We start from the raw sequence: 21121 nt of genomic DNA, 5'->3' as shown, positions 1-21121 counted from the left end.
ACGGCTATTTTTGCATCACCCGTGATTATTTACGCACGAATTGTATCGTCACCGAGGCCGATCCACTTGTACGTGGTCAGAGCTTCGAGGCCCATCGGACCACGCGCGTGCAGTTTCTGCGTGCTGACCGCCACTTCTGCGCCAAGTCCAAACTGGCCACCGTCGGTGAAGCGCGTTGAGGCGTTGACATACACCGCAGAGGAGTCCACTTCGTTCACGAAGCGATCGGCATTGCGCAGCGTACGCGTCAGGATCGCGTCAGAATGCTGGGTACCATGCTCACGGATGTGGGCAATCGCGTCATCGAGATCGCTAACAATCTTCACGTTCAGATCCAGCGACAGGAACTCGTCATCGTACTGCTCCGCTTTGACTGGCACTACCTTAGCCGGGCCATCCTGGAGCAGTGTGAGCGCATTGGCATCCGCGTGCAGCGTTACGCCGCTCTCCGCCATCTGTTTGCTCAGCGCCGGGAGGAAGGTATTTGCAATGCCCTGATGCACCAGCAGCGTTTCCACAGTGTTACAGGTACTTGGACGCTGAGTTTTGGCGTTAACGATAATCTTCAGCGCCGGGGCAATCTCTGCGCTGTCATCGACAACGATATGGCATACGCCGATACCGCCTGTAATGACCGGAATAGTGGACTGTTCACGGCACAGCTTGTGCAGACCTGCGCCACCGCGTGGGATCAGCATGTCGATGTATTTATCCATGCGCAGCATTTCGTTGACCAGCGCACGGTCTGGGCTCTCGATCGCCTGCACGGCTCCCGCCGGTAAGCCACACTCTTCCAGCGCCTGCTGAATGACGTTTACCGTCGCGGCGTTGGTGCGCCAGGTCTCTTTTCCGCCGCGCAGAATGGCAGCGTTACCGGTTTTCAGGCACAGGGAGGCGACGTCAACCGTCACGTTTGGACGGGCTTCATAAATCACACCAATGACGCCGAGCGGCACGCGGCGACGCTCCAGACGCAAACCGCTGTCAAGCAGCCCACCGTCAATCACCTGCCCTACCGGGTCAGCCAGATTACAAACCTGACGGACATCATCAGCGATGCCTTTCAGGCGCGCTAGCGTCAGCGCCAGGCGGTCGAGCATCGCTTCGCTCAGGCCGTTTTCACGCGCCTCAGCTAAATCTTGTTCGTTGGCTCGCAGGATCTCAGCGGATTGCGATTCCAGATAATCAGCGATTTTTTCCAGCACGCGGTTTTTCTCACGGCTGGAAAGGAGCGCCAGTTTGTAAGAGGCGGCCTTCGCGGCTGCGCCCATTTGTTCCAGCATGTTCTGGCTCCTTAACGAATAATCATGTCATCGCGGTGAACGGCAACCGGGCCATATTCATAGCCCAGAATGGCGTCGATCTGCTGCGAATGGTGGCCCGCAATGCGGCGCAGCGCGTCGCTGTTATAGCGGCTTACGCCATGAGCGATATCGCGACCTTCAAGGTTACGGATGCGGATCACTTCACCACGGGAGAAGTTGCCTGTCACGCTTTTAATTCCTTTAGGAAGCAATGAACTCCCTCGTTCCAGAATCGCCGCCGTCGCGCCTTCATCAACGGTGAGCTCACCGGCAGGAGGCGCGCCAAAAATCCAGCGCTTGCGGTTTTCCAGCGGGGATTCCTGCGCATGGAAGCGGGTGCCGACAGAGATGCCTTCCATCACGTCACCAATCACGCCCGGGCGGCTGCCCGCCGCAATAATGGTGTCGATACCGGCACGGCACGCCACGTCAGCAGCCTGCAGCTTGGTTCCCATACCACCGGTTCCCAGCCCTGAAACGCTGTCACCCGCGATGGCACGCAGCGCATCATCGATGCCATGAACGTCGGTGATCAGCTCAGCTTCCGGGTTGGAGCGCGGGTCGGCGGTAAACAGCCCTTGCTGATCGGTCAGAAGCAGGAGTTTATCAGCTCCGGCCAGAATGGCGGCCAGCGCAGAGAGATTATCGTTATCCCCCACTTTGATTTCAGCGGTGGCAACGGCATCGTTTTCGTTGATGACGGGAACAATGTTGTTGTCCAGCAGCGCGCGCAGGGTGTCGCGCGCGTTCAGGAAGCGCTCTCTGTCTTCCATATCCGCGCGCGTCAGCAGCATCTGCCCGACGTGAATACCATAGATGGAGAACAGCTGTTCCCAGAGTTGAATGAGTCGGCTTTGTCCCACGGCGGCCAGCAGCTGTTTAGAGGCGATCGTCGCGGGGAGTTCGGGGTAACCCAGATGTTCACGCCCGGCGGCAATCGCCCCGGAAGTCACAATCACAATACGATGCCCTGCGGCATGCAGTTGAGCGCACTGACGTACAAGCTCAACAATGTGGGCGCGATTTAGGCGGCGCGATCCGCCTGTTAACACACTGGTACCGAGTTTTACCACCAGCGTCTGGCTGTCACTCATGATTCTCTGCCGTTCAACGATAAGGGAAAGTAATGTCGAACGAACGTTTTAACAGGAGTCAGCCCGGTTGCCAACTGCCTTAGTACATCACAAAGCACTTTGTTGCGCGGGATCAGGAAGCGTAGCGGCAAAATTTGACGGATTTATTACCGAAATAATAAATCACAGTTTTTTAAAATTATTCTTAGTTTGTCATAAAAGTTTCATTCCAGAACGATAAAACCCTTCCTGTTTTTTCACGGGACTTAAGCATGAGCTTATCGTCCAGCGAATTTTTTTAGCGCGTTTATAAGACAGGATCGAAAATGAAAAAGAGCACTCTGGCATTAGTGGTTATGGGCGTGGTGGCTTCTGCATCCGTTCACGCAGCTGAAGTTTATAATAAAAACGGTAATAAACTGGACGTGTACGGCAAAGTTAAAGCGATGCACTATATCAGCGATGATGACACCAAAGATGGTGACCAGACGTACGTTCGCTTCGGTTTTAAAGGTGAAACCCAGATTAACGATCAGCTGACGGGCTATGGCCGTTGGGAAGCTGAATTTGCCGGTAACAAAGCCGAAAGCGACTCTTCTCAGAAAACACGCCTGGCGTTTGCGGGTCTGAAACTGAAAGACTTTGGTTCCCTGGATTATGGTCGTAACCTGGGTGCCCTGTACGACGTCGAAGCGTGGACCGATATGTTCCCTGAGTTCGGCGGCGACTCTTCCGCACAGACCGACAACTTTATGACCAAGCGTGCCAGCGGTCTTGCAACCTACCGTAACACCGATTTCTTCGGTGCGATTGATGGCCTGGACATGACGCTGCAGTACCAGGGCAAAAACGAAAACCGTGACGCCAAAAAACAGAACGGTGACGGTTTCGGTACCTCTCTGACCTATGACTTCGGCGGTAGCGATTTCGCCGTCAGCGGTGCGTACACCAACTCTGACCGCACCAACGCGCAGAACCTGCTGGCGCGTGGTCAGGGCCAGAAAGCGGAAGCCTGGGCTACCGGTCTGAAATACGACGCAAACGATATTTATCTGGCAGCCATGTATTCCGAAACCCGCAATATGACGCCAATTTCCGGCGGCTTTGCTAATAAAGCGCAGAACTTTGAAGTTGTTGCACAATATCAGTTCGATTTCGGCCTGCGCCCGTCTCTGGGCTATGTCCAGTCTAAAGGCAAGGATATAGAAGGGATTGGTGACGAAGACCTGGTGAAATATATCGATGTCGGCGCGACCTATTACTTCAACAAAAATATGTCCGCATTTGTTGATTATAAAATCAACCAGATTGACGACGATAATAAACTGGGCGTAAGCAGCGATGATATTGTTGCGCTGGGTATGACGTACCAGTTCTAAGATTATCCGAATAAGAAAATCCCGGCAGATGTGCCGGGATTTTTTTTGCCCGAAATGAATGCGGTCTGATGCCCTCACCCCGGCCCTCTCCCACAGGGAGAGGGAGAAAAGCATTACGCGGTCAGCTTCACCGCTTCGCTGGAAAAGTTATCCGCGGGTTCGAACTTCAGCTCCAGAGAGGCCAGCAGTGCGCTCGCTTTGTCATGGAACTCTTTGAGGGTATATTCCAGGCGATCAATCACTTCCTGATCGTTGATGGTGGTGGCCTGCCAGTTGCCGTCTTTATTAAACAGGCCAAACTGGTAGCTATAGGTAAAACGTTTCTCCTCAGCTTCCATTTCCATCCACCAGCCCCAGAATTCACGTTTTTCGGGTGCAGGCTTCACGTTGACGCAAACAGCCAGGCAGTCGAAAAAAAAGCGATTTTCTTCACACTGCTCTTCTCGAATATACGGGCCGAGAGCCATAAATTTCTTAATCAGCCTACTTTTCGGGTGTCCACTCGGTAACGTCATTGCGATCTCCTTTTGTGAAGCCACTGTTTTACCAAACCAGCAAAATTTAGCAATCTATTAACACAATCTCTGAGCGATCCAGCGCGTAATCTCTTTCAGTGCTTTGTCGAAATTCTGATATACCGGGCTGAACGGCACCTCAAGCAATTTGCCATCCGCAGATGACGAAGTGATTAAGCGTGACTCTTCCTCCGGGCTGAACGGATCGTTTTTCCAGAAACCGGACAACATCGGCGTCGGGCAACGGCGTCCCAGCAAACCTTGCGTTTTTAACGAGTAACGATTGAGCTCAACGCGCAGCGCTTCATCTGATGCATCATGCATGCCAAGGCGGCTGGCCAGCACGTCAAGGTACATTTCCGGCACGCTGCCCTGACGGGCAGGATCGCTAAGCAGGGCGTGGACTACCGGGCCCAGGCACGCGACGGCCTTCAGGCGCGATGATTCAAGGTAAGCCAGACGCACTGCGACGTTCGCCCCAAAGCGGAAGCCGAATGCCGCCACGCGGGTGTGGTCAACCCAAGGAATGTTTTCCAGCGCTTTTAGCGCATGCTGGTGCAGCAGACTGGAATCCTGAGTCAGCTTCCATTTGGATGAGAAACCAATTGAGGGCATATCAAGCGTCAACATCGCGATCCCTTTTGGTGCGAAGTAACGCTCATACAGGCTGTAATAGTCGATTTGCAGCGAATCCAGCCCGCCGCACATCAGGACGGTCGGGAACGGGCCGTCTCCTTCAGGCATATGAAGGAACCCGGTGACGGGCGCACCGCCGGGAATGGTGAACTCCAGTTCGCGCATCTGGCCCGGAAGGCGCTGAGCCGCTTCTTCATAGGCTCGGTTCGCCAGCGCCTGAGCCTGCTCAGCCAGCTCATCACCTTTTAAATGCGGGTAGGCGGCAATGGCGTAGAGATTGGCCGCATGGAGCCAGTGCTTGCCGCTCCGCGTAGCATCTTCCTCCTGGCTGGCTTTTTGCTGCCAGAGCATCGCCTGTTTAGACCATTCATAGATCCAGTTGCCGCCGCGATAGCCGACCACCGTGTCGTAGAGTTCGCTGTCTGTGCGCTCCGACTCGCTCATGACGATACGCGCCTGCACATCCAGGATTTCACGCGGATCAATACCGCGCCAGATCCACATCAGGCGGTTAATCATGCGATACCAGTGGGGGACGTTTTTGCCGTCTAAGGCAGACTGGACGGCAGGCTGGATACCCGGATTGAACCGACGGACCAGCGTCGACGTTTCAGGGTGTTTGAAACGGGGTTTGAAGAGTGTCTCGGTGAGATTCGCCTGCGTCATTGCGTTGCCTCCATGGATACGTCATATAACGTCCATTGTAACGCGTGGCAGGATAAAAAGAACAACGCCCGACATAGCCGGGCGTGTAAAGTTACGTGCGGAAATTAACGGCCTGAAATAGGCGGTACAAAGACCACGCCCATATCCCATGGCTGTTCAATCCAGGTATCCTGAGGGATATCAATCACGTAATCGTCAACCAGTGGGCGACCCGCCGGTTTCGCGAAGATAGTGACGAAATGCGCTTTTGGATACATTTCGCGGATAGCCACCGCGGTACCACCGGTGTCCACCAGATCGTCGATGACGATAAAGCCTTCACCGTCGCCTTCAGCGCGTTTCAGCACTTTCAGCTCACGCTGGTTGTCGTGGTCATAGCTGGAGATGCAAACGGTATCGACATGACGAATACCCAGCTCACGTGCCAGCAGCGCCCCCGGTACCAGACCGCCACGGCTGACGGCAATAATGCCTTTCCACTGTTCGGAAGGCATCAGACGCGCAGCCAGTTTGCGGGCGTGAATCTGCAACATGTCCCAGGTGACGACGTATTTTTCGCTCATGTGAAGTGTCCCAGCCTGTTTTTATACGGCTTAAAAAGTGTTCGAGGGGGAAATAGGTTGCGCGAGATTATAGAGATCTGACGCACTAAAAACCAGTGTTTAGCGCCCTCTGCCTGAGTTTTTACATGCTTTATGCTACCAGCCCGCAGAGAAAGTGGTATTCTCAGTTGCATCTCGCAAGCCTGTCTTGTGGTAACTATTAACCTGCTAACCCTGTGACCTGCAACCTTGTTTGCAGAGCATCGACAAGGAGACTTATCGTGTCTGAACTGTCTCAATTATCTCCGCAGCCGCTGTGGGATATTTTTGCCAAAATCTGTTCCATTCCACACCCTTCCTATCATGAAGAACAGCTTGCCGAACATATTATGGGTTGGGCGAAGGAAAAAGGTCTGCACGCTGAACGCGACCAGGTGGGCAACATTCTTATCCGTAAACCGGCCACCGCAGGCATGGAAAACCGCAAACCGGTTGTCCTGCAGGCGCACCTGGACATGGTGCCACAGAAAAACAACGATACCGTTCACGATTTCACTAAAGACCCGATCCAGCCCTACATCGACGGCGACTGGGTGAAAGCGCGCGGCACCACCCTGGGTGCAGATAACGGCATCGGCATGGCCTCTGCGCTGGCCGTGCTGGCGGATGACAGCGTTGAGCACGGTCCGCTGGAAGTGCTGCTGACCATGACCGAAGAAGCGGGCATGGACGGCGCATTCGGTCTGCAGGCGAACTGGCTGCAGGCTGATATCCTGATCAACACCGACTCCGAAGAAGAAGGTGAGATCTACATGGGCTGCGCGGGCGGGATTGATTTCATCTCTACCCTGCCACTGTCACGCGAAACGGTGCCTGCGGGTTACCAGACCTTCAAGCTGACGCTGAAAGGGCTGAAAGGCGGCCACTCCGGCGGCGATATTCACCTGGGCCTGGGCAACGCCAACAAACTGCTGGCACGCTTCCTGGCGGGCCACGCGGCTGAGCTGGATCTGCGCCTGGTAGACTTCAACGGCGGTACCCTGCGCAACGCGATCCCACGCGAAGCCTTCGCCACCGTTGCAGTACCTGCAGCAAAAGCGGACGAGCTGAAAAAACTCTCCAGCGTCTACCTGGATATCCTGAAAAACGAACTGTCAGCGAAAGAGAAAAACCTGACCGTGGTGCTGGAGTCTGTTACTACCGACAAAGCCGCGCTGACCGTGCAGTCTCGTGAAACCTTTGTTCAGTTGCTGAACGCGACGCCAAACGGCGTGATCCGCAACTCTGACGTGGCGAAAGGCGTGGTAGAAACCTCACTGAACGTGGGCGTGGTCACCATGAGCGACGACAGTGCAGAAATTATCTGCCTGATCCGTTCCCTGATCGACAGCGGTAAAGAGTACGTGGTGAGCATGCTGGAATCTCTGGGGACGCTGGCGGGTGCCAAAACCTCCGCTAAAGGCAGCTACCCGGGCTGGCAGCCGGATGCCAGTTCTCCGGTGATGGCGCTGGTGCGCGAAACCTATCAGCGTCTGTTCAACAGCACGCCGAACATTCAGGTGATCCACGCGGGTCTGGAGTGTGGTCTGTTCAAGAAACCGTATCCGAACATGGACATGGTCTCTATCGGGCCAACCATTACCGGGCCGCACTCGCCGGATGAGCAAGTTCATATCGAAAGTGTGGGCCATTACTGGACCCTGCTGACCGAGTTGCTGAAGGCGATTCCTGCTAAGTAATTCGTCGTCTGTTGCCCGGTGGCGCTACGCTTACCGGGCCTACGATTGGCGTAATCTACAATCCCAAAACCAACTGACGCTCTAACTGCGGATCCAACAGTGTGACGTGCAGCCCCACCAGCCTTACTCCGCGCCCTGCCCGCCGTTCTTCCCATGCTTTTTTTGCCGTCGCGATAAGATCGTCTCTGTTCAGACGCGGCCAGACGTGCTCCTGCGTAGTCTGCTGGAAGTCGTTAAACTTGAGCTTCACGCCCTGCCGGGCGATGAGCAGATCGGGCTTAACCTTCGCTAAGCGCCTTTCCAGCTCAGGATAAAGCTGTTCAGTGATGATGAATTCACATTCGGACCAGTCGTGAATATCTTCCATCAGCGTGCGTTCAACACCAACCGATTTACGCAACCGCTCGCTGCTTACGCTGCGTTCATCAATGCCCTGACTGCGTTCCCACAGCACGCGACCAAACTTTCCGAAACGCTTGAGTAGCATAGCCAGATCGCTTCGCTGCACATCTTCGCAGGTGCGTAATCCCATACTTTCCAGCTTCGCGGCAGAGACTTTGCCTACGCCGGGGATTTTGCCAAGCGGAAGCGTTTTCAAAAACGCAGGCACCTCTTCGGGGGTAATGACGTACTGACCGTTGGGTTTATTTAAATCGGAGGCGATTTTAGCGAGAAATTTTACCGGCGCGACCCCTGCCGATGCGGTGAGATTCAGCTCGCTGGAAATAGTCTGGCGGATCTCCTGCGCCATCAGGGTGGCGGAGCCGTGACAGTGAAGGCTGTCGGTGACGTCAAGATAGGCTTCGTCCAGGGATAGCGGCTCAATCAGTGAGGTATAGCGTGAGAAGATTTCCCGTATATGGTTCGACGCTTCTTTATAGGCTTCAAAGCGCCCAGGCAAAAGGGTGAGGTGCGGGCAGAGTTTTAACGCCATCGCCGTCGGCATGGCGCTGCGCACGCCAAATTTGCGCGCAGGGTAGTTGGCGGTGCTGATCACCCCACGCTGTACGCGGCTGCCGCCAATGGCGATGGGGATATCCCGCAGCGCCGGGTTGTCACGCATCTCCACTGCGGCAAAAAAGCAGTCCATATCGACATGGATTATTTTGCGCATAGTAAGCCCTCACTCATCACTGGATAAGTATACAGTAAACAAATGAGGGTTGAGAAGTGTACGTGGGAATTGTCGGGTGGCGGCTTCGCCTTACCCGACTAACAAGACTAAATAATGCGCTGCTGTTCGAGGGCCATTCTTTTTTTCCGCGCATCGCACGGTTCCGGGCAGTCGCAGACCTTTTCCATTCCGAGAGAAGAGATCCCGCCGCAGCTGCCCTGAATGCTTTTACGCTTGATGATCCAGCCTAATGACATGCCGAATACCACCAGCACAAACACCGCAAAGGTCGCCAGAAAGGTCAACATGATCAGCCTCCAAAATCATCAAGGAGGATGTTCTCATCTTCCACGCCGAGATCTTTCAGCATCTTTATCACAGCGGCGTTCATCATTGGCGGACCACACATGTAGAACTCGCAGTCTTCTGGTGCCGGGTGCTGTTTGAGGTAATTTTCATACAGCACGTTGTGGATGAAGCCCGTATAGCCTGTCCAGTTATCTTCCGGCTGCGGGTCGGAAAGCGCCACGTGGAAGGTAAAGTTAGGGTTCTCACGCGCCAGCTGTTCGAACTCATCGTCATAGAACATTTCGCGCAGGGAACGCGCCCCATACCAGAAGCTGATCTTACGCGTGCTCCCAAGACGCTTGAGCTGGTCAAAGATGTGTGAGCGCATTGGCGCCATACCCGCGCCCCCGCCGATAAAGACCATTTCTGCGTCGGTATCTTTGGCAAAGAACTCCCCGAACGGACCGGAGATGGTGACTTTGTCGCCAGGCTTGAGGGACCAGATGTACGACGACATCACGCCCGGCGGGGCATGTGGCACGTTTGGCGGCGGAGTGGCGATACGCACGTTGAGCATAATGATGCCCTTCTCTTCCGGGTAGTTAGCCATGGAATAGGCGCGAAGCGCGGGCTCTTTGACCTCGGAAACAAAGCGGAAGAGATTAAATTTATCCCAGTCGGCACGGTACTCTTCAGGCACCTCGAAGTCGGCATACGCCACGGTGTGTGCCGGACAATCAATCTGGATATAGCCACCCGCACGGAACGGGACGCTCTCCCCTTCAGGCACACGCAGCTTAAGCTCTTTAATGAAGGTGGCTTTGTTATCGTTAGAGATAACCTCGCACTCCCATTTTTTCACGCCGAAGATCTCTTCCGGCAGCTCAATCTTCATATTCTGACGCACCGCGACCTGGCATGCCAGACGACAACCCTCTTTCGCTTCACGTTTCGTAATATGCGACAGTTCTGTGGGCAGAATATCACCGCCCCCCTCTTTCACCGTCACACGGCACTGCCCGCATGAGCCGCCGCCACCGCAGGCTGACGAGACAAAGATCCCGTTGCCGGAGAGCGTATTAAGCAGTTTATCCCCTGCCGGGGTACGGATCTGATTCTGGGGATCGTCATTGATATCAATGACCACATCACCGGAATTGACCAGCTTCGCGCGCGCCGCCAGAATCAGCCCTGAGAGCACCAGTACTATCAGCGTGAACATCACCACGCCAAGAATAATTTCCATCTTTTAGCCCTTATAGCTGCACACCGGAGAAGGACATAAAGCCCAACGCCATCAGGCCGGTGGTGATAAAGGTGATCCCTAAGCCACGCAGCCCGGCAGGGACGTTGGCATATTTCATTTTTTCGCGGATCCCCGCCATGGTAACAATCGCCAGCATCCAGCCGATACCGGATCCAAAGCCATACACCACGGATTCACTGAAGTTGTAATCACGCTGAACCATGAATGAGACGCCACCAAAGATGGCACAGTTTACGGCGATGAGCGGCAGGAAGATCCCCAGCGCGTTGTACAGCGACGGGAAATACTTATCGAGGATCATCTCCAGGATTTGCACCAGCGCCGCAATTACCCCGATAAAGGTGATGAAGTTCAGGAAGCTGAGATCAATCCCCTCCACCAGCGCACTGTCCCGCAGCACAAAGTTGAACACCAGGTTGTTAATCGGAACGGAAAGCCCCAACACCACGGTGACCGCCACGCCCAGACCAAATGCCGTCGAGACCTTTTTGGAAACGGCAAGGAACGTACACATGCCCAGGAAGAAGGCGAGCGCCATGTTTTCAACAAACACCGCGCGCACAAATAAACTCAGGTAATGAGCCATTGTCGGTTACTCCTTTTCCTGCTGTTCGGGCTTCAACGTACGAATCAGCCAGATCAGCAAACCGATAATGAAAAATGCGCTTGGGGCCAGCAGGAACAGTCCGTTTGGCAGGTACCAGCCGCCGTTCTGTACCGTGTCCAGCACCGTGATGCCAAACAGCTTGCCGCTGCCAATAAGCTCGCGCAGGAAACCGACCGTCAGCAGGATCACGCCGTAGCCCAGACCGTTGCCGATCCCATCCATAAAGCTCGCCAGCGGCGGCATTTTCATGGCGTAGGCTTCAGCGCGTCCCATCACGATACAGTTGGTGATAATCAGGCCGACAAACACCGAAAGCTGCTTCGAGGTTTCATAAGCAAACGCGCGCAGCAGCTGATCGACGACGATCACCAGCGAAGCGATGATCGCCATCTGGACGATGATCCTTACGCTGTTGGGTATGTGGTGGCGGATCATTGAGATAAACATGCTGGAGAACGCTGTCACCAGCGTAACTGCCAGCGTCATCACTACCGCCGTTTCCAGTTTGGTCGTCACCGCCAGGGCAGAGCAAACGCCCAGCACCTGTAGCGTTATCGGGTTATTGGCTAAAAGTGGGCCAATCAGTACCTTTTTAACTTCTTTCAGTTCACCCGTATCAGCCATTGTTTAGCGCTCCTTCACGTACGTTTTTCAGGAAGGGACCAAAGCCCAGTTCACCCATCCAGAAATCAAAACTGTGCTGCACACCGTTAGAGGTGAGCGTGGCCCCGGAAAGGCCGTCAACGGCGAAGTCATCACCGGGACGCGCGCCCCCTTTCACCACCTTAAGCGCAGGCTGACCGTTATCGTCGAGTACTTTTTTACCGACAAACTGCGCACGCCAGTTAGGGTTCTCAACTTCGCCACCCAGCCCCGGCGTTTCGCCCTGATCATAATAAGTAATGCCTTTGACCGTGCGGCCATCGGTGTCCAGCGCCACAAAGGCGTACATCATTGACCACAAGCCGTTACCATAGATGGGTAAAACCACTTCCTGCACGCGTTTTTGCTCGTCACGAACGAGATAAATCTCCGCAATATTGCTGCGGCGCTTAATCCCTGCCGGATCCTGAGAGGCATCAAGCGAAGTGCTCATCTGCGGATCTTTCAGCGCCAGCGCCTGGTTATATTTCGCCGGGTCTTTATCCATCAGTTCACCGGTTTTTAAATTCACCAGCCGTGCGGTAATGCGTTCAGCAAACACGGCTGAGACGTCGTCCTTCGTCATGCCTTCCTGCATCAGCCCGGCCACGGCCAGGATGTTACGCTGTTTATCCAGCGCCCGTTGCTCCTGCTGCAGCGGTTTTAACCCGACGGCAGAACCGGCGACGACAATGGAACAGACCAGGCAAAGCACCAGAACCACCAGCAATGTTTTGCTGATGCTGTCGTTATTTTTGACTTCAGCCACGCGCCTTCCTCCGCTTAATGTTGGCGCGCACGACCAGATAGTCGAACAGCGGCGCAAACAGATTGGCAAACAGAATGGCCAACATCATCCCTTCCGGATAGGCCGGGTTGACCACGCGAATCAATACACACATCACCCCAATGAGCGCGCCGTAACACCATTTACCTCTGTCGGTAAACGAGGCTGAGACGGGATCGGTGGCCATGAACATCATGCCAAACGCAAAACCGCCCAGCACAAGGTGCCAGTACCACGGCATAGAGAACATCGGGTTCGTGTTTGAACCAATGAGATTGAACAGGGTGGCAGTAAGCACCATCCCGAGCATCACGCCTGCGACGATGCGCCAGGAGGCCACGCGACCAAAGAGAATGATCGCCCCACCGAGCAAAATCATCAGGGTAGACACTTCCCCGATGGAGCCCGGGATGTTGCCAATAAACGCATCAAACCAGGTCACCGGCTGGCCGGTCGCATTATTGACCAGCGTTTCACCGCCGCCTGCCGCCCACTGGGAAAGGGGGGTCGCACCAGAGAAACCGTCCGCAGCCGTCCACACCAGGTCACCTGAGATCTGCGCCGGGTAGGCAAAGAACAGGAACGCACGCCCCGCCAGCGCCGGGTTCAGGAAGTTACGCCCGGTCCCGCCGAAGATCTCTTTGGCAATCACGACGCCAAAGCTTATCCCCAACGCCGCCTGCCAGAGTGGCAGCGTAGGTGGCACAATCAGCGCAAACAGGATAGAGGTAACAAAGAAGCCCTCGTTAATCTCGTGTTTGCGGATGATGGCGAACAGCACTTCCCAGAAACCGCCCACGATAAAGACAGTCATATAAATCGGCAGGAAGAATACCGCCCCCAGCGTCATCATGCTGAGCCAGCCCGCGTCCGCCGCGAAGCTCACGCCTAACGACTGTGCCAGGCGGTAGTGCCAGTCAGACTGAATGACCTGCGCCAGCTGCTGCGCATCATAGAGATGATGCAGCGCCGGAATGGTTTGCAGACCCACGTTGTACATACCCCAGAACATGGCCGGGAAGACCGCAAACCACACCAGGATCATCATGCGTTTCAGGTCGATGGCATCGCGAACGTGCGCCGCCCCTTTCGTCACCAGACCCGGCGTGTAGAAAATGGTCGTCGTCGCTTCGTACAGCGGGTAGTACTTCTTCAGTTTACCCTCGGTAAAATGCGGCTCTATTTTTTCAAAGAGGTGTTTTAAGCCCATCGTTATCCTTCCTGCTCAATGCGGGTTAACACCTCGCGCAATACGGGTCCATATTCGTATTTACCTGGACACACATAGGTACACAGCGCCAAATCTTCTTCATCCAGCTCGAGACAGCCCAGCGCCTGCGCGCCGTCGGTATCACCGGCAAGGAGATCGCGCAGCAGCACGGTGGGCAGAATGTCCAGCGGCATCACGCGTTCGTAGTTGCCAATCGGGACCATTGCGCGCTCACCGCCGTTCGTGCTGGTGGAGAAATTAAAGAGCTTATGACGCAGGAAGTGACCCAGCGTAGTGCGGGTCACGGAGTATTTCTCTGCACCCGGCAGCACCCAGCCGAACAGCTCTTTCTCACGCCCTTCCTGCACAACGCTCACCTGAAGATGGAAACGGCCCAGGTACGCATGCGCATCAACTGCGCGGCGCCCACTGAGTACTGAACCGGAAATCAGGCGGTTTTCACCCTCTTTCGTTTCCCCGGAAAGCAGGTCATTAAGATCGGCTCCCAGAAGCGTTTTTACCAGGCGCGGGTTTGCAGCCTGCGGACCGCCGATAGCGATGACCCGTTCAGCGCAGAGAACGCCAGTGGTAAAGAGCTTACCAATGGCAATGACGTCCTGATAATTAAGATGCCAGACCTGTTTTTTCAGACTCACCGGCTCAAGGAAGTGAATATGGGTGCCGACCAGCCCAGCCGGATGTGGACCCGAAAATTCATTAAACGTGACCTGCCCCTGCGGATGGCCGCCAAGCTTGCCACCGCCGGCCTGGCAGACGTGAACTTTTCCGGGCGTCAGGCGCGTTAAAACCGTCAGCCCGGCATCGAAGGCTTTACGCTGCGCCAGAATAACGGGCTGCGGGTCTGCGCTGAGCGGGTTGGTGTCGATGGCCGTCACGAATATGGCAGCCGGGGCCGTATCAGGAGCGGGGGATTTGCTGAAAGGACGCGTGCGAAGTGCCGTCCACAAACCGGATGCCAGCAGTTGAGCCTGCACAGTTTCCCGGCTAAGCGACGCGAGTTCTGCGGCGTCGTAATGGGCAAACTCACGCTGTTCATCGCCTTCAATGCGGATCACCACCGACTGAAGGACACGGCGCTCGCCACGATTGATAGCCACAACGGTGCCGCTGGCGGGAGCAGTGAACAGCACGCCGGGATTTTTTTTATCCTCAAAGAGCGCCTGCCCTTTGATAACGCGATCGCCCTCCTGAACCAGCATAGAGGGGCGCATTCCCAGATAATCGTCGCCGACGATGGCGACATGACGGACACTTGCACCGGGCGAAACGTGCTGCTCGGGCACGCCTGCAATCGGCAGATTAAGTCCTTTTTTTATTTTAAACATGTGGTTAGCAGGTTTCCATAAACAACAATCCAGTGGGCGCGAAGTGTACCATTTTCCCCTTCTCACGGGCAGGGGATCCGCCTGCGGGTGCGCCAAATTGCGAGCTAATACGCAAAGTTCCTGGAGCCAGCGTGATTTTGATGGTTTATAAAGTAAAACTAATTTGTAAACTCATCGCCCGACTCTTGCGAAAATCTATAGCGGTGCTAATGTGAGCGCTCCTAACAGAATAATCTGATTTCGGGTCTCTTTTGCCGCCCTGGCAAGTTGGTCTACGTTTTATCAAGGAACTTGTAGTATGCGTAAAATCGCATTGTTCATTGCGATGCTTCTGATTCCGTGCATGTCGTTTGCCGGGCTGCTCAGCAGCAACAGCTCCACGACGCCGATCAGCAAAGAATATAAACAGCAGTTAATGGGATCGCCGGTTTATATTCAAATCTTCAAGGAAGAACGCACGCTCGATCTATTTGTGAAAATGGGCGAGACATATCAGCTGCTTGATAGCTACAAAATTTGTAATTACTCCGGCGGGCTGGGGCCAAAACAGCGCCAGGGTGATTTTAAAAGTCCGGAAGGGTTTTATAACGTTCAGCGTAGCCAGCTCAAACCGGACAGCCGCTTCTATAAAGCCATTAACATCGGTTTCCCCAATGCCTATGACCGTGCTCACGGTTATGAAGGGAAATACCTGATGATCCACGGTGCCTGCGTGTCTATCGGCTGTTATGCGATGACCGATGCCGGCATTGATGAAATTTTCCAGTTCGTAACAGGCGCGCTGGTGTTCGGGCAGCCTAACGTTCAGGTCAGCATTTATCCGTTCCGTATGACAGATGCCAACATGGCCCGCCATAAGTACTCCTATTACGCCGATTTCTGGAAACAGCTGAAGCCGGGTTACGACTACTTTGAGCAGACCCACAAGCCGCCTGTGGTTTCAATCGTAGATGGCCGTTACGTGGTCAGCAAACCGCTGAGCCACGAAGTCGTCCATCCACAGCTGGCGTCAAATTACACGGTCCCCGAGACAAAATAGCACCCACTCGCCTGGCATGATCTTTTGCCAGGCTTCGTTGCCCGTCAGCGGCTGCGTCGCAATGACTGTGACCACATCGTTCGGTGTGGTCTCTTTCTGAAAGTCTATCTCCACATCCTGATCGAGCAGCTTTGCAACGCCAAACGGCGCACGGCGCGTGATCCAGAACAGGTTCGTCGAACAGAACGCCATGACATAGCGTCCGTCTGACAGCAGCATGTTAAACACGCCTTTTTCACGTAGCTCGGATGCCAGCGTCGCGATGTATTTAAACACGGCGGTCATGTTGCCGGGCGTACGAGGATAACGTTCCGTCAGCTTGTGCAGTAGCCAGCAGAAGGCTTTTTCGCTATCCGTTTCGCCGACCGGGCGGAAATTCCCCGTCTCCAGCGACTTATAGCCCGTCAGTTGCCCGTTGTGCGCATAGGTCCAGTTTCGCCCCCACAGTTCACGGGTAAACGGATGGGTATTTTCCAGCGCCACTTCGCCGCGGTTTGCCTGACGGATGTGCGCAATCACTGAGCGGGACTTGATGGGATAGTCCTGCACCAGTTTGGCAATCGGTGAGTTATAGCTGGGCTGTGGATCTTTGAACGTGCGACACCCTTTGCCTTCGTAGAAGGTAATGCCCCAGCCGTCTTTATGCGGCCCGGTTCCTCCACCGCGCTGCACCAGCCCGGTGAAACTAAAGCAGATATCGGTTGGCACATTGGCGCTCATCCCGAGCAGTTCGCACATACATCACCTCCACAACAGCGGGGGCAAGAGTGCCCCCAGCGAAGTCTTACTTAACCATCTCTTTTTCGATCAGTTGAATCAGGATGTGGATCACTTTGATGTGAATTTCCTGAATACGGTCAGCATAACCGAAGTGCGGAACGCGAATTTCGACATCCGCGGTACCGTCCATCTTACCGCCATCTTTACCGGTCAGGGTGATGACTTTCATCCCTTTTTCACGCGCGGCGGCGATCGCTTTGATCACGTTGCCGGAGTTGCCAGAGGTAGAGATCCCCAGCAGCACGTCGCCTTCACGGCCTACCGCTTCAACGTAGCGGGAGAAGATGTGGTCGTAACCGAAGTCGTTGCCTACGCAGGAGATGTGGCTGACGTCGGAAATCGCAATCGCCGGGTAGCCCGGACGGTTTTCGCGATAGCGTCCGGTCAGCTCTTCTGCAAAGTGCATGGCATCACAGTGGGAACCACCGTTACCGCAGGAGAGCACTTTGCCGCCCGCTTTAAAGCTGTCGGCCAGCAGGACCGCCGCGCGCTGAATAGCGTGAATGTTGGCATCATCTTTCAGAAAGTTAGCCAGCGTTTCCGCCGCTTCGTTCAGTTCGTTACGAATAAGATCCTGGTACATGAGGATAATCCTTCAGTATTGATGAAATAACACAGTGGAGTGTACCGGATAGCGGGAAAAGCGAGAAGCTAAAGCCATGCGAATCCTCCGGCGTTTTGCTTTTTCGTGCCGGCGAAAACACGAACAATGTGAGCCCGGTTGTAATTATTTTGTAAACACATTGCTAAAGGAAATAACATCAACTACAACCATATCATCACAAGTGGTCAGACCTCCTACAAGCAAGGGAGCTTTTCTTTATGATGATTTTGAGCATTCTCGCAACTGTTGTACTGCTCGGTGTGTTGTTCTATCACCGCGTCAGTTTATTCCTGAGTAGTGTGATTCTGCTGGCCTGGACGGCTGCACTTGGCGTCGCTGGTCTGTGGAATATCTGGCTTTTAGTTCCGCTGGCCATCATTCTTCTGCCGTTTAACTTTACCCCGATGCGTAAGTCGATGATCTCCGCGCCGGTGTTCAAAGGCTTCCGCAAAGTAATGCCGCCAATGTCGCGGACTGAGAAAGAAGCGATTGATGCCGGTACCACCTGGTGGGAAGGCGACCTGTTCCAGGGCAACCCGGACTGGAAAAAGCTGCATAACTATCCGCAGCCGCGTCTGACCGCTGAAGAACAGGCTTTTATTGACGGCCCGGTGGAAGAAGCGTGCCGCATGGCAAACGACTTTGCCATCACCCATGAAATGGCCGATCTGCCGCCAGAGCTGTGGGCGTATCTGAAAGAACATCGCTTCTTCGCGATGATCATCAAGAAAGAGTATGGCGGTCTGGAATTCTCCGCTTACGCTCAGGCTCGCGTCCTGCAAAAGCTGGCGGGCGTCTCCGGGATCCTGGCGATTACCGTTGGCGTGCCTAACTCCTTAGGCCCGGGTGAACTGCTGCAGCATTACGGTACGGAAGAGCAGAAAGATCACTACCTGCCGCGTCTTGCGCGTGGTCAGGAAATCCCTTGCTTCGCGCTGACCAGCCCGGAAGCGGGTTCCGATGCAGGCGCGATCCCGGATACCGGCGTGGTCTGCATGGGCGAGTGGCAGGGCGAGCAGGTGCTGGGCATGCGCCTGACCTGGAACAAGCGTTATATCACCCTGGCGCCAATCGCCACCGTGCTGGGTCTGGCCTTTAAGCTCTCTGACCCGGAAAAACTGCTGGGCGGCGAAGAAGATCTGGGCATTACCTGTGCGCTGATCCCAACCTCTACCCCGGGCGTTGAAATTGGTCGCCGTCACTTCCCGCTGAACGTGCCGTTCCAGAACGGTCCGACCCGCGGTCAGGACATCTTTGTGCCGATTGATTACATTATCGGTGGTCCGAAAATGGCCGGTCAGGGCTGGCGTATGCTGGTGGAATGTCTGTCGGTTGGCCGCGGCATTACCCTGCCGTCGAACTCTACTGGTGGCCTGAAATCTGTGGCGATGGGGATTGGTGCATACGCCCACATCCGCCGTCAGTTCAAAATCTCCATCGGCAAGATGGAAGGTATCGAAGAGCCGCTGGCGCGTATCGCAGGTAATGCCTACGTGATGGATGCCGCCGCATCTTTGATTACCTACGGCATTATGCTGGGCGAAAAACCGGCCGTGCTGTCCGCGATTGTGAAATACCACTGTACCCACCGCGCACAGCAGTCGATCATTGACGCGATGGATATCGCAGGCGGTAAAGGCATTATGCTCGGCGAAGGCAACTTCCTGGCGCGCGGCTATCAGGGCGCACCGATTGCCATCACCGTTGAAGGTGCCAACATCCTGACCCGCAGCATGATGATCTTCGGTCAGGGGGCGATTCGCTGCCATCCGTACGTGCTGGAAGAGATGGCCGCTGCGCAGAACAACGACGTGGATGCCTTCGATAAGCTGCTGTTCAAACATATCGGTCACGTGGGTAGCAACAAGGTGCGTAGCTTCTGGCTCGGCCTGACGCGCGGTCTTACCAGCGCGACGCCAACCGGTGATGCGACCAAACGCTATTACCAGCATCTGAACCGTCTGAGCGCCAACCTGGCTCTGCTGTCGGATGTTTCCATGGCCGTTCTCGGCGGTAGCCTGAAGCGTCGCGAGCGTATATCTGCCCGTCTGGGGGATGTGCTGAGCCAGATCTTCCTGGCGTCTGCGGTCCTGAAGCGTTACGACGACGAAGGGCGTCAGGAAGCAGATCTGCCGCTGGTACACTGGGGCGTTCAGGATGCGATGTATCAGGCAGAACAGGCGATTGACGATCTGCTGGCGAACTTCCCGAACCGCTTTGTTGCGGGCGCCCTGCGCGTGGTGATCTTCCCGACCGGTCGTCACCACCTGGCACCGTCCGACAAGCTGGACCACAAAGTGGCGAAAATCCTGCAGGTACCGAGCGCGACACGCTCCCGTATCGGCCGTGGTCAGTACCTGGCCCCTACGCCTCATAACCCGGTGGGTCTGCTGGAAGAGGCGCTGCTTGATGTAATGGCCGCCGACCCAATTCATCAGAAGATCTGCAAACAACTGGGCAAAAACCTGCCGTTCACCCGTCTGGATGAACTGGCGAAACAGGCGCTGTCAGGTGGCATTATCGATAATGCTGAAGCAGCAATTCTGGTGAAAGCCGAAGAGAGCCGTTTGCGCAGTATTAACGTCGATGATTTCGAACCGGACGAGCTGGCAACACAGCCGGTAAAGCTGCCAGAGAAGCACCGCAAACCTGAAGCGGCATAACCCGTTTCGTTCTGACAAACCCCGCCGCGCGCGGGGTTTTTTATTGCCACATTTTCTCGTAATGACGTGCTACAGTGTCAAAAAGGGGTCGTTTGAGGAGTCTGTATCGTGCCGGGTTTGAAGATTTCGATTTTGCAGCAACCTTTAGTGTGGATGGATGGCCCTGCCAACCTGCGCCACTTTGATCGTCAACTGGAAGAGATTACCGGACGAGATGTGATTGTCCTGCCGGAGATGTTCACCACCGGCTTCGCCATGGAAGCAGCGAAGCAATCAATGCCTCAGGATGACGTGGTCGCCTGGATGCATACCAAAGCGCAGCAAACAAACGCGCTGATCGCGGGTAGTGCCGCCCTGCAAACCGAGCGCGGGCCAGTGAACCGTTTTCTGCTGGTTGAGCCGGAAGGGAAAGTGCATTTTTACGATAAACGCCACCTGTTCCGCATGGCGGATGAGCATCATCACTATGAAGCGGGTAATGAGCGCGTGGTATTCGAGTGGCGCGGCTGGCGCATTCTGCCGCTGGTCTGCTACGACCTGCGCTTCCCGGTGTGGTCGCGCAACCGCAACGATTATGACCTGGCGCTGTATGTCGCCAACTGGCCAGCACCGCGTTCGCTGCACTGGCAGTCGCTGCTGGTGGCGCGCGCCATTGAGAACCAGGCGTATGTGGTGGGCTGTAACCGTGTGGGGACGGATGGCAACGGGCATCACTACCGCGGCGACAGCCGGGTGGTAAATCCGCAGGGCGAGATTATTGCGACTGCCGAGCCGCATCAGGCAACGCGAATTGATGCGGAGCTATCGTTGACCGCGCTGAAGGAGTATCGGGAGAAGTTTCCGGCCTGGCAGGATGCGGATCCGTTTAGCATCGGGTAAAAAAAGCCGGGTGGCGGCTACGCTTTACCCGGCCTACAAAT

General features: G+C 55.1%; 20 protein-coding genes. 5 read left to right on the top strand and 15 right to left on the bottom strand.

Going from position 1 to position 21121, the window contains the following annotated elements:
• Positions 1-29: 29 nt before the first annotated feature.
• Together proA and proB are read right to left on the bottom strand one after the other, a co-directional pair.
• On the bottom strand, positions 30-1283 hold the full coding sequence (gene proA, locus ACMGGM_RS17760; RefSeq protein ID WP_414149057.1) for a glutamate-5-semialdehyde dehydrogenase: 1254 nt from the start codon (positions 1281-1283) through the stop codon (positions 30-32).
• 11 nt (positions 1284-1294) lie between these two features.
• Positions 1295-2398, bottom strand: coding sequence for a glutamate 5-kinase (gene proB / locus ACMGGM_RS17755; protein WP_014882684.1), 1104 nt, complete (start codon positions 2396-2398; stop codon positions 1295-1297).
• 305 nt (positions 2399-2703) lie between these two features.
• On the opposite strand from proB, the gene phoE reads away from it, so the two are divergent.
• Entirely contained in the window at positions 2704-3756 is a 1053-nt protein-coding gene (phoE, locus tag ACMGGM_RS17750) for a phosphoporin PhoE (RefSeq protein ID WP_014882683.1), read from the top strand.
• 113 nt (positions 3757-3869) lie between these two features.
• On the opposite strand, the gene crl is transcribed toward phoE, so the two are convergent.
• From crl to gpt, 3 genes are all read right to left on the bottom strand, one after another.
• Positions 3870-4271 carry a sigma factor-binding protein Crl gene (gene crl, locus ACMGGM_RS17745; protein ID WP_014882682.1) on the bottom strand — a complete coding sequence of 134 codons (402 nt, stop codon included), beginning with the start codon at positions 4269-4271 and terminating at the stop codon, positions 3870-3872.
• A gap of 57 nt (positions 4272-4328) precedes the next feature.
• Positions 4329-5573 carry an esterase FrsA gene (gene frsA, locus ACMGGM_RS17740; protein ID WP_014882681.1) on the bottom strand — a complete coding sequence of 415 codons (1245 nt, stop codon included), beginning with the start codon at positions 5571-5573 and terminating at the stop codon, positions 4329-4331.
• 104 nt (positions 5574-5677) lie between these two features.
• Positions 5678-6136 carry a xanthine phosphoribosyltransferase gene (gene gpt, locus ACMGGM_RS17735; RefSeq protein ID WP_003863205.1) on the bottom strand — a complete coding sequence of 153 codons (459 nt, stop codon included), beginning with the start codon at positions 6134-6136 and terminating at the stop codon, positions 5678-5680.
• A 260-nt stretch (positions 6137-6396) separates the two neighbouring features.
• Here gpt and pepD point away from each other — a divergent pair, with 260 nt between their 5' ends.
• A complete protein-coding gene (gene pepD / locus ACMGGM_RS17730; protein WP_200924897.1) occupies positions 6397-7854 on the top strand; it encodes a cytosol nonspecific dipeptidase in 1458 nt (485 codons plus the stop codon).
• Positions 7855-7909: 55 nt separating this feature from the next.
• Here pepD and dinB read toward each other — a convergent pair whose 3' ends face one another.
• The 8 genes from dinB to ACMGGM_RS17690 form a co-directional block, all read right to left on the bottom strand.
• Positions 7910-8968 (bottom strand): DNA polymerase IV, encoded by a 1059-nt coding sequence (gene dinB / locus ACMGGM_RS17725; protein ID WP_023332160.1) that lies wholly within the window; start codon positions 8966-8968, stop codon positions 7910-7912.
• Positions 8969-9075: 107 nt separating this feature from the next.
• Complete coding sequence (nqrM, locus tag ACMGGM_RS17720) at positions 9076-9276, bottom strand: (Na+)-NQR maturation NqrM (RefSeq protein ID WP_069601720.1); 201 nt, start codon at positions 9274-9276, stop codon at positions 9076-9078.
• Between the two features lie 2 nt (positions 9277-9278).
• Complete coding sequence (nqrF, locus tag ACMGGM_RS17715) at positions 9279-10502, bottom strand: NADH:ubiquinone reductase (Na(+)-transporting) subunit F (protein ID WP_047343779.1); 1224 nt, start codon at positions 10500-10502, stop codon at positions 9279-9281.
• Positions 10503-10512: 10 nt separating this feature from the next.
• Positions 10513-11109, bottom strand: a complete 597-nt coding sequence (gene nqrE, locus ACMGGM_RS17710) for an NADH:ubiquinone reductase (Na(+)-transporting) subunit E (RefSeq protein WP_006810004.1) — start codon at positions 11107-11109, stop codon at positions 10513-10515.
• Between the two features lie 6 nt (positions 11110-11115).
• Positions 11116-11754: an NADH:ubiquinone reductase (Na(+)-transporting) subunit D gene (locus ACMGGM_RS17705; RefSeq protein ID WP_014882676.1), complete on the bottom strand. Its 639-nt coding sequence runs from the start codon at positions 11752-11754 to the stop codon at positions 11116-11118.
• Positions 11747-12541 (bottom strand): Na(+)-translocating NADH-quinone reductase subunit C, encoded by a 795-nt coding sequence (locus ACMGGM_RS17700; protein WP_014882675.1) that lies wholly within the window; start codon positions 12539-12541, stop codon positions 11747-11749. The genes ACMGGM_RS17705 and ACMGGM_RS17700 overlap by 8 nt, the downstream gene beginning before the upstream one ends.
• Positions 12534-13769, bottom strand: a complete 1236-nt coding sequence (locus ACMGGM_RS17695; RefSeq protein WP_014882674.1) for an NADH:ubiquinone reductase (Na(+)-transporting) subunit B — start codon at positions 13767-13769, stop codon at positions 12534-12536. Before ACMGGM_RS17695 ends, ACMGGM_RS17700 begins: the two co-directional genes overlap by 8 nt.
• Before the next feature lie 2 nt (positions 13770-13771).
• Positions 13772-15115: a Na(+)-translocating NADH-quinone reductase subunit A gene (locus ACMGGM_RS17690; protein WP_023332159.1), complete on the bottom strand. Its 1344-nt coding sequence runs from the start codon at positions 15113-15115 to the stop codon at positions 13772-13774.
• 298 nt (positions 15116-15413) lie between these two features.
• On the opposite strand from ACMGGM_RS17690, the gene dpaA reads away from it, so the two are divergent.
• Positions 15414-16154, top strand: coding sequence for a peptidoglycan meso-diaminopimelic acid protein amidase (gene dpaA / locus ACMGGM_RS17685; protein ID WP_014882672.1), 741 nt, complete (start codon positions 15414-15416; stop codon positions 16152-16154).
• Here dpaA and ACMGGM_RS17680 read toward each other — a convergent pair.
• Together ACMGGM_RS17680 and lpcA are read right to left on the bottom strand one after the other, a co-directional pair.
• Positions 16125-16892, bottom strand: coding sequence for a class II glutamine amidotransferase (locus ACMGGM_RS17680; RefSeq protein WP_014882671.1), 768 nt, complete (start codon positions 16890-16892; stop codon positions 16125-16127). The genes dpaA and ACMGGM_RS17680 overlap by 30 nt on opposite strands.
• A gap of 46 nt (positions 16893-16938) precedes the next feature.
• Positions 16939-17517, bottom strand: a complete 579-nt coding sequence (gene lpcA / locus ACMGGM_RS17675) for a D-sedoheptulose 7-phosphate isomerase (RefSeq protein ID WP_010427884.1) — start codon at positions 17515-17517, stop codon at positions 16939-16941.
• 239 nt (positions 17518-17756) lie between these two features.
• Between lpcA and fadE the strand changes: the two genes are divergently transcribed.
• Together fadE and ACMGGM_RS17665 are read left to right on the top strand one after the other, a co-directional pair.
• Positions 17757-20201: an acyl-CoA dehydrogenase FadE gene (gene fadE, locus ACMGGM_RS17670; protein WP_014882670.1), complete on the top strand. Its 2445-nt coding sequence runs from the start codon at positions 17757-17759 to the stop codon at positions 20199-20201.
• A 108-nt stretch (positions 20202-20309) separates the two neighbouring features.
• Positions 20310-21080 (top strand): amidohydrolase, encoded by a 771-nt coding sequence (locus tag ACMGGM_RS17665; protein ID WP_014882669.1) that lies wholly within the window; start codon positions 20310-20312, stop codon positions 21078-21080.
• Positions 21081-21121: the final 41 nt, after the last annotated feature.

Origin of the sequence: Enterobacter sp. BNK-14, assembly GCF_047456095.1 — a bacterium.
Taxonomy (GTDB): Bacteria; Pseudomonadota; Gammaproteobacteria; order Enterobacterales; family Enterobacteriaceae; genus Enterobacter; species Enterobacter kobei.
Note: the sequence above shows the minus strand (reverse complement) of the source record. Positions and strands in the feature narration are given on the sequence as shown.